Genomic DNA, 16285 nt, shown 5'->3' on the forward strand with positions numbered 1-16285 from the left:
GCGCCAGCCTAGGCTCGCGGCCCCACATTGCAACAGGCGCTCTTTCGTGTATCAGTCAAACAATACACCTAGGAGAAACGCATGTCGCTTACCCTTCTGCCCGCCGTCGCCCTGGCGCTCGCCGCTGCCCCGATGCCCGAGGGAGACGCGCTCACCAGCACGATCGAAACGCTCGACGCCAAATTGTTCTGGAACGCCTTCGAGGGCTGCGACCCCGATGCGGTCGCGCCACTGATCGATGCGGACTATCGCATGGTCCATGATCTCGTCGGTATCGCCGCCGACAATCGCGAGGACTTCATCGCGGGCATGCGCCGCAACTGCGAAGGTCGCGCGCCGGGGAGCGCCAATGCAGGCTATAAGAACCGCCGCCTCCTTACCCCGGGATCACGCACCATCACGCCCCTCGGCGACTGGGGCGCGCTCGAGGAGGCGCACCACCAATTCTACGAACGTCACGACGGCGAGTGGCAGTTGACGGGGGGCGGGCGCTACCTGCACATCTGGCGCTGGACCGGCGACACGTTCGTGCTCAACGAGACGCTGAGCCTCGATCACGGTCCCGCGCCCGCCTATCCGCCGCAGGAGTAGCAGATGCCGATCACCGCCCCCGCCTTGGGCCTCGCCCTCGTCCTCGCGCAGCCGACCGATTGGCCGACCGGGCCGATCATCGATGATTTCGGCCCGCATGCGGCCGTCGAGGGCGCGGCGCCGCTGCCGCCGGGCCTCATCCTCGCCCATGCGTTCGACAGCGCCGAGCTGGCCGAGGATCATCGCAATCGCACGTTGGGAAGTGTCGCGCGCTTCATCAACATGCATGGCGCCGCCGGCGTGCCCGCCGCCGATATCCGACCCGCCGTGGTGATCCACGGCGCGGCGGTCTTCTCGGTCGTGTCGGACGCGCGTTTCGAGGCGCAGCACGGCCATGAGGCGAACCCCAATCGCGCATTGGTCGAGGCGCTGCTCGGCGCGGGGACGCGGATCATCGTCTGCGGCCAGTCGGCAGCGGCGCAGGATGTCGATACGTCCGACCTCATGCCGGGGGTGGAGATGGCGCTGTCGGCGATGACCGCCCATGCACTGCTGCAACGCGAGGGCTACACGCTCAATCCCTTCTGATCAGCAGTCCATTTGACTCGCATTATTCGCGAAATGTTCATCATTTTGTGTTTACAGGAGAGTCAGCAAGACGAGAGGAGACCGGACCCATGAAGACGACTGCCACTGCCAGCCTGATCGCCGGAAGCGTCGCCTTCGTCCTGACCCGCGTCCTGCGCAGCGCGCTCGCGGCCCCGGATGCCCCGACCCGCTTTGCCGATGCCGAGGAAAGCCCTCACGTCCGCGCCGCCCGCGTGGTCGCCTGAAGCCGCGCTTACGCGCACCAATTCTCGCGCGTGCCGCCGTCATAGGGCCGCGCCAAGCCCTTGGCGATCAAGACCTCGCCGACATCCTCGCCGCCGCGTTCCAGCCGCGCCAACCGCCGTCCGTAGCGATCGCGCTGGTCGGCCTGGTAGACGATGTCGAAGGGGCCACTGTTGACCCAGCGCTGGAGTTCGGCGCGCGCCTGCACCGCAAGCTCGCGCTCGCGCTCGCACTGGGGCTGCCCGATTTCCGGCGTGTCATAGCCGATGACCCTGAGCGGGGCGCCGCCAGCCAGCCGAATGCTGTCCCCATCCGAGATGCAGGCCGTATCCGCGCCCGATTCCACGCATAGCGGAAAGCGTCCCGCCATGACGGGCCGGTCGCGATGATCCTCGATCACCCGGACCGGGTCGTGACTCAGCCATGCCGCCACCGCGAAGGCCCCTGAGAGAAGCAACAGCCGCCAAATTCCCGTGCGACGGCGCCGCCCCCGACGAACGGGTCTTTTTGGCTGACGAAATTTGACGATGCGGGCCATGGATACAGGAATCGTTAACCATCTTGCGGTAGAACAAGGAATTGAAAGCGACGGCTTTCTTCATGATGTTCCCTATGATCTCGGGGCTGGGTCGCCAAGCGATCCGGCCCCATTTTTTTGCCTCACTTGCGGGCAAGCTCGATTGACGTGCCCGGCAGGCCGAGTCATGCGATGCGCATGCGCTTTTTCTCCGACAATGCCGCCCCCGCCTGCCCTGCCGTGATGGAGGCCTTGGTCGCCGCCAACCGGCAGGACACGGCCTATGATGGCGATCAATGGTCGCAGAGGATGGACGCGGCCTTCTCGGAGGTTTTCGAGACCGACGTCGCCGCCATCTGGGTGTCGACCGGCACCGCCGCCAATTGCCTCGCGCTTGCCGCGCTGTGCCCGCCCTGGGGCTCGATCCTGACGCACCGCATGGCGCACATCGAACAGGACGAGGCAGGCGCACCGGGTTTCTTCACGCATGGCGCGAAGCTGCATCTGCTCGACGGTCCCGGTGCCAAGATTGCGCCCGAGGCGATCGACAGGGCGCTTGCAAGCATTCGTAAGGACGTCCATCAGGTCCAGCCCGCCTGCCTGTCGGTCACCAACGCCACCGAATATGGTCTCGCCTACGGCCGCGCCGAAATGGCGGCGCTGGGCGCCAAAGCCAGGGAGCATGGCCTCCGCTTTCATGTCGATGGGGCGCGCTTTGCCAATGCGGTCGTCTCGACCGGCTGCTCGCCCGCCGAGCTGACGTGGAAGGCGGGGGTCGATGCGCTGTCCTTCGGCTTCATCAAGAATGGCGGGATGAGCGCCGAGGCGCTGATCCTGTTCGACCCCGACCTTGCCGATGACATCAAGGTGATGAAGAAGCGGTCGGGGCATTTGCACAGCAAGGGCCGCTTTTCCGCCGCGCAGATCCTCGCGATGCTCGAGGATGAAATCTGGGTCGCCAATGCCCGCAATGCCAACAAGGCGGCGCAGATCCTCGCCGCGGCCTGCGGGGATCGCCTCGTCTATCCGGTCGAGGCCAATGAGCTGTTCGTGAAGATGACGCCCGAGGAGGCCGCCAGCCTGCGAGGCCAGGGCTTCGACTTCTACGACTGGGCGGCGGGCGAGGTGCGCTTCGTCACCAGCTGGGACCAGGACATGGACGCGGTGAAGACCTTCGCCGAGGCGATCGCGGCCCTATGAGCCTGCCCACCGATGGCCTCAGGCAGGTCGCGCTGCCCTTCACCATCTTCACGCTGATCTGGGGATCGACCTGGATCGTCATCAAGGACCAGTTGGGCGTGGTGCCCGCGCCCTGGTCGGTGACCTATCGCTTCGTCATCGCGGCCGCCGGCATGGCGCTGGTGGCGAAGTGGAAGGGCGAGAGCCTGAAACCCACGCCGGGCTTCCTCGGCGCCGCCGCGATCGTCGGGCTGAGCCAGTTCTGCTTCAACTTCAACGGCGTCTATGCCGCAGAGCATCACATCACCTCGGGGCTGGTGGCGACCGTCTTTGCGCTCCTCATGCTGCCCAACGCCCTGCTAGGCTGGTGGTGGCTCGGCCAGCGCCCCAATGCGCGCTTCCTCCTCGCCACGCTGGTCGCGGTGGGGGGGATCGGCCTCCTCTTCCTCCACGAACTGCGCGAGCGCCCCGACCTCACGCTCACGGCGTTGATGATCGGGGTCGGCTGGACCGTTTTCGCGCTGCTCGCTGCGGCGGTCAGCAACGTCTACCAGGCGCGCGAGGAAGTGAAACGCTTCCCCCTCTTTTCGCTGCTCGCCTGGGCGATGGCGATCGGCGCGGTGGCCGACGGGATCATCGCCTACGCCCTGCACGGCGCGCCGACGGTGGAATGGCGCTGGGGCTACCTCGCCGGGCTCCTGTGGCTCGCGCTGGCCGCCAGCGTCGTCTGCTTTTCGCTCTATTATCCCGTCGTGCGGCGGATCGGGCCGGGCAAGGCGGCCTATTCCTCCGCCATGGTGCCGATCGTCGCCATGGCACTCTCGACCCTGTTCGAGGGTTTCCGCTGGACAAGCCTGAGCCTTGCCGGCGCGGGGGTGGCGCTTTTGGGCCTCGTCCTCGCGCTTTGGTCGCGCCAGCGCCCGATGAAAGTGACTAACCCCGACGCGGGGTAAGATTAGAAACGGAGTTTCCACCATGGCCGATGCACGCATGAACCCCGAGGCGCCACCTGCGCCCGAGCATGCCGCGATCTATCGCAAGGATTATCAGCCGCCGGCATGGTGGGTTCGTCATGTCGATCTCGACATGGACCTTGAGCCGACGAAGGCACGCGTGCGCGCCACGCTCGATGTCGAGAATAACAGCGGCGGACCGCTCCGGCTCGCGGGCGATGGGTTGAAACCGCTCACCGTGCAGGTCGACGGGCAGGATGCTCGCTGGACACTCGATGGCGACGATCTGGTCGTCGAATTGTCCGGCGACAAGCATGAGGTCGTCACCACGGTCGAATTCGACCCCAGCGCCAATACGCAGCTGATGGGCCTCTACGCCTCGGGCGGCCTCCTGTGCACGCAGTGCGAGAGCGAGGGTTTTCGCCGCATCACCTTCCACCCCGACCGCCCCGACGTGCTGTCGACCTATTCGGTCACCATGCATGCCGATGCAAAGGCCTTCCCCATCCTGCTCGCCAACGGCAACAAGGTTGCAGAGGGCCAAGGCGAGGACGGGCGGCACTGGGCACGGTGGGAGGATCCGCATCCCAAGCCGAGCTATCTGTTCGCGATGGTGGCGGGCGACCTGTCGGCCAATTCGGACAGCTTCACGACGATGGGCGGGCGCAAGGTCGAATTGAACATCTGGGTGCGCGAGAAGGATTTGCCGCTCACGCAGCACGCCATGAAGGCATTGAAGGATTCGATGAAGTGGGACGAGGAGGTCTATGGCCGCGAATATGACCTCGACCTGTTCAACATCGTCGCCGTCGACGATTTCAACTTCGGCGCGATGGAGAATAAGGGTCTCAATATCTTCAACTCGCGCTACATCCTCGCCGATGCCGAGACCGCGACCGACGCGGATTTCGATGCCATCGCGGGCGTCGTTGCACACGAATATTTCCACAATTGGTCGGGCAATCGCGTCACCTGCCGCGACTGGTTCCAACTGTCGCTAAAGGAAGGCTTCACCGTCTTCCGCGATCAGTGCTTTTCGCAAGACATGAACTCGGAGGCCGTGAAGCGCATCGAGGACGTGCGCCTCTTGCGCGCCATCCAGTTCCCCGAGGACAATGGCCCGCTCGCCCATCCGGTGCGCCCCGAAAGCTATATCGAGATCACCAACTTTTACACCGCGACCGTCTACAACAAGGGCGCGGAGGTAATCCGGATGATGCGCACCATCCTCGGGCCCGACAAATTCCGCGCCGGCTCCGACCTTTATTTCGAGCGCCATGACGGCGAGGCCGCGACCTGCGAAGATTTCGTGAAGGCGATGGAAGACGCCAGCGGCGTCGACCTCAGCCAGTTCCGCTTGTGGTACAGCCAGGCCGGCACGCCGCGGGTCAGCGCGCATCTCAGCCATGACAAGGCCGCCGGGCGCTGCACGTTGAAGCTCCAGCAGGACATTCCCGACACGCCGGGCCAGAGCGACAAGCAGCCGATGGCCATTCCGATCAAATTCGCGCTGCTCGACCCGCAGAATGGGGCCGAGGTCGGCGGCGGCGAACAGCTGCTCATGCTGACCGAGGCCGAACAGACGGTGGACTATGACGCCATCGGCGATGCCTGCCCGATCCTGTCGATCAACCGCGATTTCTCGGCGCCGATCGTGCTCAAGTCGGATCGTACCGATGACGAGCTGGCAGCGCTCGCCCGCGTCGACGGCAATGCCTTCGCCCGCTACGAAGCGCTGCAGGAGCTCGCCCTTCGTGCGATGCTTCCCGCGATCGAACAGGATGCCGCGCTCGACCCCACGCCGGTCATCGCCGCCATCGAGGCGACGCTGGGCGACGAGGCGCTCGACACCGCCTTCAAGGCCGAGGCGATCATGTTGCCGTCCGAAAGCATGATCGGCGAACGGCTCGAGCTGATCGATCCGGACAAGGTGCACGAGGTGCGCCGCGGGCTCGCAAATGCGATCGGCAAGGCGCTCGGGGCCCAGCTCGAGAACATCATCGCAGGCGACCGTCCGGCGGGCGATGATCTCTCGGTCGAGGCCAAGGGCCGCCGCGCGCTGCGCAATATCGCTTTGGGCTATCTCGCCTCGGGCGACGCACGAAAGGGCGCCGAAGCCGCCAAGGCGCAATATGACAGCGCCACCGGCATGACCGAACGGCAGGCCGCCCTCGCGGTGCTCGCCAATCTGGACGCCCCCGAACGCGGGGCGGCGCTCGACGATTTCTACGCGCGCTACAAGGACAATAATCTCGTCCTTGACAAATGGTTCGGCATTCAGGCGCGGGCCGAGCGCGAGACGACGCTCGACGAAGTGGAGGCGCTGAAGGCGCACCCCGATTTCACGCTGAAGAATCCCAATCGCCTGCGCTCGCTGATGGGCAATTTCACCGCCAACCAGTGGGTTTTCCATCACGCCTCGGGGCGAGGCTATGCTATGCTCGCGGACATGATCATCGAGGCCGACAAGCTCAACCCGCAGGTCGCGGCGCGGCTGGTTCCCCCGCTCGGGCGCTGGAAGCGCTTCGAGCCCAAACGCGCCGAACAGATGCGCGCCGCGCTACGCCGCGTCGCCGACGCCGAGGGGTTGTCGAAGGACGTGTTCGAACAGGTGTCGAAGTCGCTGGGTTAGGACGTCAACAGCCTGGCAAAAACCACCGTCGCCCCAGCGAAGGCTGGGGCCCATGTCTTGGAGAATGTTCGGGGCGGCATAGATCCCAGCCTTCGCTGGGATGACGACTAGTTGCCCGTGATCCAGCCCGCCACGTCGGCGGCGACGCGGTTGGCGGCGCGATTGAGCGCGGGAGCGACGTCGTCGGCATATCCCATCGCATCCTCGCGCGCTTCGAAGCGGCGGCTGGCGACGCGGTCGCCGTCGGTCCACAGCGCCTCGTAGGCGACCACCACCTCGCTGGTGTCGGCATCGAAGCCAAAGCGATGCAGCGTGCCCGTGACCTTCAGCGCGGGGACCTGATCCTGCTGGCGCGGGTCGACCACGAGCAGGTCGGTCGAGCGATAGACGGTCTCCGAGACGAGCTGCTGGAAGAGGTTGTCGGGGCTGTCGACCAGCAACAGGTCGGGAATATAGGCGACCGCCGTGCCGCCGCGAAAAGCGGCGACGCGGGTGGTGGCGAGCGCCTCGGGGGTGAGCGGCACGGCAAAGGTGACCGCGCGGTCGCGCGCAATCGTGCCGGTCGGCTCGGGCACGTCCGAGGCGAGCGTGGTCAGATAGGGCGGCGGTTCTTCCCCGCCCAGCTTGGGCAGCCCGCAGGCACAAAGCGCCAGCGTCGCGGCGGCGATGGTGAAGGCGCGGGTCATCGGCTCTCTCCGGGGTCGTAATCGGGCAGTTTCTTGGGCCCCAGCGCACCGCCGATGCCGTCGCTGTCGAGGCGCGTCGAGAAGCGCTCGAGGCTCTGGGTGAGGGTGCGGAGGTCGCGCACGAGGCGGTCGGCCTCGGGCACGGTCGAATTGGAGAATTGCTGCAGCCCCGGGCGCGCGTCCTGCACCGCGGCATCGAGCGTCTCGGTCGCGGTCTTCATCGAACCGATGGCCTCCTGCAATTCGGCCATCGCCGGCCCCGCATTGTTCTTGAGGATCGCATCGGTCGTGTCGGCCACCGCGCCCCAGCGTTCCGCCGCGATCCCGGCGCGCTCGGCCGCCACGCTCGCTTGCGCGATGGCATCGGCAAGGTCGGGCGCGCGGGCGGCCAGCGTATCGGTCGACTTCTCGATATTCTCGAGGATATCGGAGATCGAATTCTGGTTCTCGTCCGAGAGCAGCTCGGCCATGCGCTCGGTCAGTCGCTGGATGCGGTCGATGAGTTCGGGCGCCGAGTTGAGCACGCTGTCGAGCACGCTCGCCGAGGAACGAATGACGGGGCAGCCTTGCGGCCCCACGTCGGTGACCGGCTGGGCACCCGTCTGCGCGCCCGTCAGCTGAATTTCGGAGACGCCGGTGAAGCCGACGCCCGAGATGGTCGCCTCGGTGCCCTGAAGCACCGGCGTGTCGGCATCGACGCTGATCCGCACCCAGACGAATTCGGGGCGCTGCGGCAACAGGCTGATGCCCTGGACCTCGCCCACCGGCACACCCGAAAAGGAGACGTTGGAGCCGCGATTGAGGCCGCCGACCCCGCCCGGGAAGTAGATGTCGTAGCATTTCTTCGCCGAGCCCGAGAGCCCCGCGATCCACACCGTGAAGACGAGCAGGCCCGCGAGCAGTGCAAGCACCACCGCGCCGACGAGGATATGGTTCGATCTGGTTTCCATGTCCCCCTCTTAGGCTTTCTCTCTGGGCGCTGCGGCCCGGCCGCGTGGCCCGTTGAAATACTCGTGAATCCAAGGGTGGTCCAGCGCGGTGAGTTCCGGGATCGTCCCCACCGCAATGACCTTCTTGTCGGCGATCACCGCTACCCGGTCGCAGATATGATAGAGCGTGTCGAGGTCGTGCGTGATCAGGAACACGGTCAGGTCGAGCTGCTTGGCCAATGACAGGATGAGCTCGTCGAACTTGGCCGCGCCGATCGGGTCGAGCCCGGCGGTGGGCTCGTCGAGGAACAGAAGTTCGGGATCCAAGGCCAGCGCGCGGGCGAGCGCGGCGCGCTTTCGCATGCCGCCCGACAGTTCGCTCGGATATTTGGGCCCCGCCTCGGGACCGAGCCCGCTCATGGCGATCTTGTAGGCCGCGATCTCGTCGAGCAGCGGCGGGCGGATGAAGGGAAAATATTCGCGCAGCGGCACCTGGACGTTCTCGGCCACGGTCAGGGTCGAGAAGAGCGCGCCATTCTGGAACAGGATGCCCCAGCGGCGGCGAATGTTCTTGGCCTCGTCCTCGTCGCGGCCGATCATTTCCTCGCCGAGCACGCGCACCGAACCGGCGGCCGGTTGCTGCAGCCCGATGATCGAGCGCATCAGCACGCTCTTGCCCGCGCCCGAGCCGCCGACGACCCCGATGATCTCGCCGCGGCACACGGTGAGGTCGAGATGTTCATGGACGACCTGGTCGCCGAACTGGTTCTTGAGGCCGCGCACCTCGATGATCGGGTCGCATCCGGGAGGCGTGTTGGTCATCAGATCCACCCGATCTGCGAAAAGAAGACCGCGAAGACCGCGTCGAGGACGATGACGAGGAAGATCGACTGCACCACCGCCGCAGTGGTGCGCAGCCCCACTTCCTCGCTATTGCCCTTGACCTGCATGCCCTGGAAACAGCCCGCGAGCGCGATGAGAAAGCCGAAGACGGGGGCCTTGATGAGACCGACCCACAGGTCGGTAATCGGCACGACTTCCTGCAGGCGCTGGACGAAGGTCAGCGGCGGGATCTCGAGCACCAGCCAACAGAACAGGCCGCCGCCGATGAGGCTCATCACCATCGCGAAGAAGGCGAGCAGCGGCATCATGATGACGGCGGCGAGGATGCGCGGGATGACAAGCGCCTCCACCGGCGACACGCCGATGGTGCGCATGGCATCGATTTCCTCGGTGATCTTCATGGTGCCCAATTGGGCCGCGAAGGCCGAACCCGAACGGCCCGCGACCATGATCGCGGTCATCAGCGTGCCCAGCTCGCGCACGGTGATGCGCCCGATGAGGTTGATGGTGAACACTTCGGCGCCGAATTGCGACAGCTGCACCGCGCCCTGCTGGCCGACCACGATGCCGATGAGGAAGCTCATCAACCCGATGATGCCGAGCGCGCGCACGCCGACGAGGTCGAAGCGCTGGACGACGGCGTTGAGGCGGAAGCGCCGGGGGTGGCGGATGAGGCTGGCAAAGCCGAGCAGCGTCGCGCCGAAGAAGCCCAACATGCCGAGCATCGTCTTCCAGAAATCATGTGCCCAGGCGCCGAGATCCTCGAGGAAGGCGAGCGGGCGGGGGCCGCGATCGGGGCGGACCTGCGCGCCTTCCTGGTCGGCTGCGGCGACCTGGTCGAGCAGCGCCTGCGCGCGCGGGCTGGCGTTTGCGAGCTGCGCGCCGCGATGCTTCTTCGTGCGGTAAAGAAGCCAGGCGCCGACCGTGTCCATCGTCTCGACCTGGGCAAGGTCGATGACGAGCGGGTCGGGCGCGGCGGCGATATCGCGCTCGAAGCTGCCGACGCGCGAGATGGTCAGCGCGCCGCTGGGCGCAAGCCGGTTCGCGCCTTCGCGGGCATCGGTGGTGGCGGGATCCCCCATAGATGCCCACAAATGGGGCAAAGCGCGCGCCCCCGCAAGCGACAAGCGCGCCAAAAGGCTTGGCGTTGGTGCACGGCCCCGTCTAGCAAGGGCGGATGAGCGGGCATTTTCCCCATGGCACCGAGCGGCCGATGCTCTTCGTGCCGCTCGGCGACGGCGCGATCAGCCCGTTCGGCCTCAAGCCGCGCATGCGCGCCTATCGCGTTGCCGCGATGATGGGGCTCGAGGCGGCGGGCGAGGATGCGCTGCGCGAGGATGGGGCCCGCCCGGTGATGATCCAGCATGGCGGCCATGCGGTCAGTCCCGGCTGGATCGACTATCTGCGCCGCCGTCCCGGTCATGTGCTGTGCTATCGCGGCACCGCCGTGCTCGCCCATGCCAGCCGACCCGGCGAGCGGATCGAGGCGCAGCGGCTGATCGGCGGCGAGGGTGGCAAGGCGTCGGTCATGACGCTGATCCAGGCCGAGGATGTCGACCTTGCCGCCATCGACCAGCGTCACCGTCCCTTCATCGCGCCATTGGGAGAGGAGGCCGATTGCGAGGCCATCGAGCGCGCGCTCTATGGCGCCGCGACCCCGCGCGTGTCCGATCTCATCAGCCTGACGGTCATGCGCCCGATCGGTTTCCAGCTGACCCGCGCCGCCGCACGTGCCGGCCTGACCGCCAATCGCGTCACCTTCCTTGCCGCGCTGTTCGCGCTGGCGGCGTTCGCATTTTTCTGGATCGGCAGCTTCGGCCTCGGGCTCCTCGCCGCCATCCTCTTCGCGCTTGCCGACACGATCGACGGCAAGCTCGCCAAGATCACCGGCACGTCCAATCGCTGGGGCCGTCGCCTCGATCATGCGATCGACATCGCCCATCCGCCCTTATGGTATATCGGCTGGATGAGCGGCCTCGAGCAGGGCGACAAGGCATTGGAGCCGGTTTATGCGCTGCTCCTCCTCGCCACCATCGTCGCCGCCTATGTCGCGATCCGGGGCAGCGAGATCTTGTTCGAGCGTCGTTTCCACTTCGCCATGCATTTGTGGAAGCCCTTCGACAGCCGTTTCCACGCCGTGGCCGCGCGGCGCAACATCAACATCGCGCTGCTGGCGCTGTCGGCCCTTTTGTTGAAGCCCGAATGGGGCATCCAGTGGGTCGCCTTCTGGAGCCTCGTCACCGCGATGATCCTCGGCGCCCGTCTTGCCGCCGCGCGAAGCGCGCTGTTCCGCCGCGAAAAAGTCACCAGCTGGCTCCTTCCCATTCCAGACGAAAGCGATGAGGGCGCATGACCACCGACCTTGCGATCTACGATATGGACAAGACGGTCACGCGCCGTCCGACCTACACGCCGTTTCTCCTGCACTGCGCGATGGAGCGGGCACCGTGGCGGCTCGCGCTGCTGCCGCTCGTCGCCTTGTCGCTGCTGGCTTATGGCGTGAAGGCGATCGACCGCGCGCGGCTGAAGGAAATCAACCACCGCCTCCTCATCGGCGCGGCGGTGAAGGAGCGCGACCTCGCGGCAGCGGTCGAGAGCTTTGCGAAGAAGACGCTGGCGAATAATTTGCGCCCCGGAGCGGTGAAAGCGATCGAGCGCGACAAAGCGGAGGGGCGCAAGGTCGTGATGGCGACCGCTAGCTATCGCTTCTATGCCGCCGCGATCGGCGAGGCGCTGGGCTTCGACCATGTCATCGGCACCGGCACGACGGGCGGGGTCGACGACATGATCCACGCCAAGATCGACGGCTACAACTGCTATGGCGCGGCCAAGCTGACGATGATCGAGCAGTGGCTCGAAGAGGCGGGCCTCACCCGCGCGCATGTGCGCTTCTATTCCGACCACAATAGCGACGCCTTCGCCTTCGAATGGTCGGACGAGGCGGTCGCGGTTAACCCCGACGAGGAGCTGATGCGCATCGCCGCGGTGCGGGGCTATTTGGTGGAGGATTGGGGGTAGCGCAAAGTGGGGTCGGGGCGGCCCGACCCCGTCGGTCCTGTCGCGCCGAAGCGCGCAGGCCGTCCGCGGCTGATCCTCTCTTCGACACAGGGCGGACGACGCTGGCGCGTCGCTCGCCCTGTGCTCGGGGATCAGACCTGGCTCAACGCATTTTCGAAGTCGGCGATGAGATCCTCGGCCTTCTCGATGCCGATCGAGATGCGCACGAGATTGTCGGTGATGTGGAGCTGCTTGCGCCGCTCCTCGGGCACCGACAGATGCGTCATCGCGGCGGGCGCGGAGGCGAGCGTCTCGGTGCCGCCGAGGCTGACCGCGAGCTTGGCGATCTTCAAGCCATCGAGGAAGGCGAATGCCTCCTTCTCGCCGCCCTTCAGGTAGAGCGAGAAGGTCGAGCCCGCGCCAAGTTCGTGGCGGTCGTAAATGTCGCGCTGGCGGCTGCCCTCTGGCAGAAAGCCGAGATAGCCGACGCGCTCGACCTTGGGGTGGTCGCGAAGGAAGGCGCACACCTTGGCGGCATTCTCGCCCGCGCGGCTCATGCGCAGTTCCAAGGTCTCGAGGCTGCGCATCAGCATCCAGGCGGTGTTGGCATCGCAGATGCCGCCCAGCGTGTTGCGCATCGGGCGGATCTGGTTGATCAGCGCCTGCTTGCCGGTGATGCCGCCCGCGACGAGGTCCGAATGGCCGCCGACATATTTGGTGAGGCTGTAGACGCTGAGGTCGGCGCCATGCGCCTGCGGCTTGGACCAGAGGGGCCCCAAGAAGGTGTTGTCGATCGCCACCGGGGGCTTGTCGTCGGCGCCGAAGGCCGCATCGACTGCGGCGCGAACCGCCTGCACGTCGACCAGCGCATTGGTCGGGTTGGCCGGGCTTTCGAGATAGACCATCGCGACCTTGCCGCCCTTGTCGGCCGCCATCGCCTTGGCTTTCTCGAGCGTGGCGTCGATTTCCTCGCGCGTGGCCGAGGCTTCGAAGTCGATATGCTGGACCCCGAACTGCGCCATGATCTTCATGATCACGCTTTCGGTTGCCGCATAGAGCGGACCCGACATGACGATCACGTCATTGGGGCGCGCGAAGGAGAACATCAGCAGCGCGATGGCGGTCATGCCCGAGGAGAAGACAAGCGCGTCGTCGGCATCTTCCCACAAAGCGAGGCGATCCTCGAGGATTTCCTGGTTGGGATTGTTGAAGCGCGCATAGACGAGCCCGTCCATCCCGCCGCCCGGACGCTTGCCGGTGATACCCTCGAAGAAATGCTTGCCGTCCGCGGCCTTGTTGAAGACGTAGGTCGAAGTGTGGAAGATCGGGGCCTTGAGGCTCTGTTCCGATAATTTGGGATCGAAGCCATAGCCCATCATGAGCGTGGCGGGGTCGAGCGGGTGGTTCCCGATCTTGCGGTCTTTCACTGGGGTCTCTCCTGAAGAAATCTTGGCGGCTGTCTAGCGGGCCTCGGGCGCGATGCCAATCAGGCTGATCTGGCGACCATAAGTGGGCGCGCCTTCGTGGGTGGCGCGACGGAAGCTGTAGAAGCGATCCGGCTGCGCATAAGTGTCCTCGCCCGCCAGCCAGACGGTCCCTACCCCCGCCCCTGCGAGCCGCGCGGCGACATAGGATTCGAGGTCGAAATGCGGCTTGCCGCTCGCGCCTTCGCGAAAGAAACGGGCGTTGGCGGGGTCTTCCTCAAGGAAGGGCGCCATGAAGTCCTCGCCCACCTCGTAATTCTTCTGCGCGATACAAGGACCGACAGCGGCGCGGATCCGGCGCGGCTCGGCGCCGAGCCGGATCATCGCGCCGATGGTCTTGTCTGTGACCCCGCCGATCGCCCCGCGCCAGCCGGCGTGGGCGGCGCCTACGACCCCGGCGTCGGTGTCGGAGAAAAGCACCGGCGCGCAGTCGGCGGTGACGATGCCCAGCAGCAAGCCCGGCGTGCGCGTCACCACCGCATCGCAGCGCGGACGCTCGCCCTGCGGCCACGCCTCGGTGGCCACGGCGACGTCGGGCGAATGCACCTGATAGGGCGCGGCGATGGCGGCGCCCTCGATCAGCGCGTCAGCGGCGCGGCGGCGGTTGGTCGTCACCGCCTGCGGATCGTCATCGGTGCCAAAGCCGCAGTTGAGCCCCTCGACCGGCGGCTGCGACACGCCGCCGCCACGCCCGAAAAAGCCGTGCGGCACGCCCGCTAGCGGCGGAGCGGTGACGATATCGAGGCTGCTCACTGGCCCAGCCCCGCGGGCACCGGCCAGCCGCGATGGTGGATCGCCATGACCTTGAACAGCGTGCCCATCTCCTCTTCGCCCGAGAGGCGGCGGCGTTGGCCCGCGATTTCCTCGGCGCGCTCGGGGTTCTGCCCCGCCAGCGTCATGGCGCGCGGCCCCAGCCCCAAGGTCTCGAGAAAGGTCCCCTGGCTGAAGACCCGGCTGGTGCGCGCGCCAGCCGCCTGTGCGGCTGCCGCGAGCGCAACGAAATCGACATGGGTGGTGAGGTCGGCCTCGCCCGGCGCGCTCAAGGGGTCGACCTTTTCATGGCGCTTGACCGCCTGCAACGTGTCGCGCTGCTCGCCGCCGGCATAGCCATAGTCGATGACGAGCGCGACTCCGCCGTGGCGGGCGAGATGATCACCGAGCGCCCCGGCAGCTTGGGTAATGGCGGGACTGTCCTCGCGCGTGACCTCTCCCTCGGGAGCGAAGGCCAGCGCGCCCGCCTCGTTCAACACGACGCGGCGTTCTTTCTCGCCGACCCATTGGCGGACCGGCAGGGCGTCGAAGAATTCATTGGTAACGCACAGGGTCGGGCGCGGCGGCAGTTGGTCGATCCGGTCGTGCCAGCGCGCGGTCGGATGGCGTTTTTCCTGCTCGGCGCGAAGCGCGGCGCTGGTCTCGACGAAATGCGGGGGACCTTTCAGCCCGACGCCGCGCAGCAGCCGCAGCGCGTCGGTTGCCAGCGTGCCGCGCCCCGGCCCCAATTCGGCATAGATCGCGTCGCCATTGCCGCCCGCGCGCAGGAACACATCGGCGAGGCAGGCCCCTACCATCTCGCCGAACATCTGCGAGATTTCGGGCGCCGTGGTAAAGTCGCCGCCTTTGCCCAAGGGATCGCGGCTGGCATAATAATGCGCGTTGGACGCCTCGATATAGTCGGCGACGCTCATCCCGCCCTCTGCGGCAATGCGCGCCTTCAGGTCGGCGGCAAAGCTCACGCCACGCTCGTCGACCCGGCGATCGGCTCGACCCGCTGGCGGCGGCCCTTGGCGGTCGCCATGAGATAGACCCCGCCGAGGATCATCGGCACGCTCAGCCACTGGCCCATCTGCAGTCCGGTCGCCAAGGCGAAGTCCGACAGATGCCGGTCGGCCTCGCGGACATATTCGATGCCGAAGCGGAAGATGCCGTAAAAGAAGATGAAGGCACCGACGAGCATGCCCGGATAATAGCGCGCCTTGGTCTTCCAGAACATTACCGCGAGAATGGCGAACAGAACCAGCCCCTCGAGCAGCGCTTCGTAGAGTTGGCTCGGGTGGCGCGGCGGGCCGAGGATGGCGACGCCGTTGACCACTTCGACGAAACGGATCGCCCAAGGCACGTCAGTCACCCCGCCCCACAATTCGCCGTTGACGAAATTGGCGAGCCGCCCAAGCCCCAGCCCGATCGGCACGCAGCAGGCGACATAATCATGCACGCGCAGCCACTGCAGCTTGTGCTTCCAGCTGTAGAGCATGATCGCGAGGCTGACCCCGATCACCCCGCCATGAAAACTCATCCCCCCGTCGCGCAGGTTGAGGATGCCGAAGGGCGCGGGCAGTTCGATCCCGAACATGGTCGTGCCCTGGCTGAGATAGAGCGGCAGGTTGTAGAAGAGGACATAGCCGAGGCGCCCGCCGAGAATGACGCCGAGCGCGGACCAGAAGACCAGATCGTCGACATGGCGCTCGGCCATCGGCGAGCCTGGCTGTCGAGCCAGCTTGCGGACATACCAATAGCCCGCGAAAATCCCGACGATATAGGCCAGGCTATACCATTTGAGTTCGTAGAAGCCGAAGTTCAGCGCGGTGTCCGACAGCCCGAGGTCGGGAAAGGCGGTGTACTGGTCGGCGTCGATCGTGTCGCTGATCGGCGGAGCGGGCGAAATCGCGGTCATACTGGCTTCCCTAAGGTGTTTTCGCCTCATAG

The 16285-nt window shown here is 66.2% G+C and carries 17 protein-coding genes; 8 read left to right on the forward strand and 9 right to left on the reverse strand.

Annotated elements, in window-relative coordinates:
- Positions 1-81: 81 nt before the first annotated feature.
- The 3 genes from NUW51_RS08850 (at position 82) to NUW51_RS08860 (ending at position 1364) form a co-directional block, all read left to right on the forward strand.
- Positions 82-591: a nuclear transport factor 2 family protein gene (locus NUW51_RS08850; protein WP_265587159.1), complete on the forward strand. Its 510-nt coding sequence runs from the start codon at positions 82-84 to the stop codon at positions 589-591.
- Positions 592-594: 3 nt separating this feature from the next.
- A complete protein-coding gene (locus NUW51_RS08855) occupies positions 595-1119 on the forward strand; it encodes a DsrE family protein (RefSeq protein WP_265587160.1) in 525 nt (174 codons plus the stop codon).
- 89 nt (positions 1120-1208) lie between these two features.
- Positions 1209-1364 carry a hypothetical protein gene (locus NUW51_RS08860; protein ID WP_265587161.1) on the forward strand — a complete coding sequence of 52 codons (156 nt, stop codon included), beginning with the start codon at positions 1209-1211 and terminating at the stop codon, positions 1362-1364.
- 8 nt (positions 1365-1372) lie between these two features.
- On the opposite strand, the gene NUW51_RS08865 is transcribed toward NUW51_RS08860, so the two are convergent.
- Positions 1373-1795, reverse strand: coding sequence for a thermonuclease family protein (locus NUW51_RS08865; RefSeq protein WP_265587162.1), 423 nt, complete (start codon positions 1793-1795; stop codon positions 1373-1375).
- 282 nt (positions 1796-2077) lie between these two features.
- Between NUW51_RS08865 and NUW51_RS08870 the strand changes: the two genes are divergently transcribed.
- Genes NUW51_RS08870 through pepN form a run of 3 tightly spaced genes read left to right on the forward strand, consistent with a single transcriptional unit; the run spans position 2078 to position 6643 of the window.
- A complete protein-coding gene (locus NUW51_RS08870; RefSeq protein WP_265587163.1) occupies positions 2078-3079 on the forward strand; it encodes a threonine aldolase family protein in 1002 nt (333 codons plus the stop codon).
- The gene (locus NUW51_RS08875; RefSeq protein WP_265587164.1) at positions 3076-4011 is read left to right on the forward strand and encodes a DMT family transporter; all 936 of its coding nucleotides are present in this window, start codon (positions 3076-3078) and stop codon (positions 4009-4011) included. Before NUW51_RS08870 ends, NUW51_RS08875 begins: the two co-directional genes overlap by 4 nt.
- Before the next feature lie 22 nt (positions 4012-4033).
- Positions 4034-6643: an aminopeptidase N gene (gene pepN / locus NUW51_RS08880; protein WP_265587165.1), complete on the forward strand. Its 2610-nt coding sequence runs from the start codon at positions 4034-4036 to the stop codon at positions 6641-6643.
- 107 nt (positions 6644-6750) lie between these two features.
- Here pepN and NUW51_RS08885 read toward each other — a convergent pair whose 3' ends face one another.
- The 4 genes from NUW51_RS08885 to NUW51_RS08900 are packed head-to-tail and all read right to left on the reverse strand — an operon-like array spanning position 6751 to position 10183.
- Complete coding sequence (locus NUW51_RS08885; RefSeq protein ID WP_265587166.1) at positions 6751-7329, reverse strand: ABC-type transport auxiliary lipoprotein family protein; 579 nt, start codon at positions 7327-7329, stop codon at positions 6751-6753.
- Positions 7326-8279, reverse strand: coding sequence for an MlaD family protein (locus NUW51_RS08890; RefSeq protein WP_265587167.1), 954 nt, complete (start codon positions 8277-8279; stop codon positions 7326-7328). The genes NUW51_RS08885 and NUW51_RS08890 overlap by 4 nt, the downstream gene beginning before the upstream one ends.
- 9 nt (positions 8280-8288) lie before the next feature.
- Complete coding sequence (locus NUW51_RS08895; RefSeq protein WP_265587168.1) at positions 8289-9080, reverse strand: ABC transporter ATP-binding protein; 792 nt, start codon at positions 9078-9080, stop codon at positions 8289-8291.
- Positions 9080-10183, reverse strand: a complete 1104-nt coding sequence (locus NUW51_RS08900) for an MlaE family lipid ABC transporter permease subunit (RefSeq protein ID WP_265587169.1) — start codon at positions 10181-10183, stop codon at positions 9080-9082. Before NUW51_RS08900 ends, NUW51_RS08895 begins: the two co-directional genes overlap by 1 nt.
- A 95-nt stretch (positions 10184-10278) precedes the next feature.
- Between NUW51_RS08900 and NUW51_RS08905 the strand changes: the two genes are divergently transcribed.
- Both NUW51_RS08905 and NUW51_RS08910 read left to right on the forward strand, forming a co-directional pair.
- A complete protein-coding gene (locus tag NUW51_RS08905; RefSeq protein ID WP_265587170.1) occupies positions 10279-11454 on the forward strand; it encodes a CDP-alcohol phosphatidyltransferase family protein in 1176 nt (391 codons plus the stop codon).
- Positions 11451-12119 (forward strand): HAD family hydrolase, encoded by a 669-nt coding sequence (locus NUW51_RS08910; protein WP_265587171.1) that lies wholly within the window; start codon positions 11451-11453, stop codon positions 12117-12119. Before NUW51_RS08905 ends, NUW51_RS08910 begins: the two co-directional genes overlap by 4 nt.
- A 131-nt stretch (positions 12120-12250) precedes the next feature.
- On the opposite strand, the gene NUW51_RS08915 is transcribed toward NUW51_RS08910, so the two are convergent.
- The 4 genes from NUW51_RS08915 to lgt are packed head-to-tail and all read right to left on the reverse strand — an operon-like array spanning position 12251 to position 16253.
- Positions 12251-13525 (reverse strand): cystathionine gamma-synthase family protein, encoded by a 1275-nt coding sequence (locus NUW51_RS08915; protein WP_265587172.1) that lies wholly within the window; start codon positions 13523-13525, stop codon positions 12251-12253.
- Positions 13526-13558: 33 nt separating this feature from the next.
- Positions 13559-14335, reverse strand: coding sequence for a peptidoglycan editing factor PgeF (pgeF, locus tag NUW51_RS08920; protein ID WP_265587173.1), 777 nt, complete (start codon positions 14333-14335; stop codon positions 13559-13561).
- Positions 14332-15315, reverse strand: coding sequence for a class I SAM-dependent methyltransferase (locus tag NUW51_RS08925; protein ID WP_265587174.1), 984 nt, complete (start codon positions 15313-15315; stop codon positions 14332-14334). The genes pgeF and NUW51_RS08925 overlap by 4 nt, the downstream gene beginning before the upstream one ends.
- A complete protein-coding gene (gene lgt / locus NUW51_RS08930) occupies positions 15312-16253 on the reverse strand; it encodes a prolipoprotein diacylglyceryl transferase (RefSeq protein ID WP_265587175.1) in 942 nt (313 codons plus the stop codon). The genes NUW51_RS08925 and lgt overlap by 4 nt, the downstream gene beginning before the upstream one ends.
- Positions 16254-16285 lie beyond the last annotated feature (32 nt).

Source organism: Sphingomicrobium arenosum (genome assembly GCF_026157085.1).
Classification (GTDB): domain Bacteria; phylum Pseudomonadota; class Alphaproteobacteria; order Sphingomonadales; family Sphingomonadaceae; genus Sphingomicrobium; species Sphingomicrobium arenosum.

What these genes read in the sequence shown, in the direction of transcription:
- NUW51_RS08850 (WP_265587159.1), top strand. Translation starts at nt 82, where the DNA reads ATGTCGCTTACCCTTCTGCCCGCCGTCGCCCTGGCGCTCGCCGCTGCC.
- NUW51_RS08855 (WP_265587160.1), top strand. Translation starts at nt 595, where the DNA reads ATGCCGATCACCGCCCCCGCCTTGGGCCTCGCCCTCGTCCTCGCGCAG.
- NUW51_RS08860 (WP_265587161.1), top strand. Translation starts at nt 1,209, where the DNA reads ATGAAGACGACTGCCACTGCCAGCCTGATCGCCGGAAGCGTCGCCTTC.
- NUW51_RS08870 (WP_265587163.1), top strand. Translation starts at nt 2,078, where the DNA reads ATGCGCTTTTTCTCCGACAATGCCGCCCCCGCCTGCCCTGCCGTGATG.
- NUW51_RS08875 (WP_265587164.1), top strand. Translation starts at nt 3,076, where the DNA reads ATGAGCCTGCCCACCGATGGCCTCAGGCAGGTCGCGCTGCCCTTCACC.
- pepN (WP_265587165.1), top strand. Translation starts at nt 4,034, where the DNA reads ATGGCCGATGCACGCATGAACCCCGAGGCGCCACCTGCGCCCGAGCAT.
- NUW51_RS08885 (WP_265587166.1), bottom strand. Translation starts at nt 7,329, where the DNA reads ATGACCCGCGCCTTCACCATCGCCGCCGCGACGCTGGCGCTTTGTGCC.
- NUW51_RS08890 (WP_265587167.1), bottom strand. Translation starts at nt 8,279, where the DNA reads ATGGAAACCAGATCGAACCATATCCTCGTCGGCGCGGTGGTGCTTGCA.
- NUW51_RS08895 (WP_265587168.1), bottom strand. Translation starts at nt 9,080, where the DNA reads ATGACCAACACGCCTCCCGGATGCGACCCGATCATCGAGGTGCGCGGC.
- NUW51_RS08900 (WP_265587169.1), bottom strand. Translation starts at nt 10,183, where the DNA reads ATGGGGGATCCCGCCACCACCGATGCCCGCGAAGGCGCGAACCGGCTT.
- NUW51_RS08905 (WP_265587170.1), top strand. Translation starts at nt 10,279, where the DNA reads ATGAGCGGGCATTTTCCCCATGGCACCGAGCGGCCGATGCTCTTCGTG.
- NUW51_RS08910 (WP_265587171.1), top strand. Translation starts at nt 11,451, where the DNA reads ATGACCACCGACCTTGCGATCTACGATATGGACAAGACGGTCACGCGC.
- lgt (WP_265587175.1), bottom strand. Translation starts at nt 16,253, where the DNA reads ATGACCGCGATTTCGCCCGCTCCGCCGATCAGCGACACGATCGACGCC.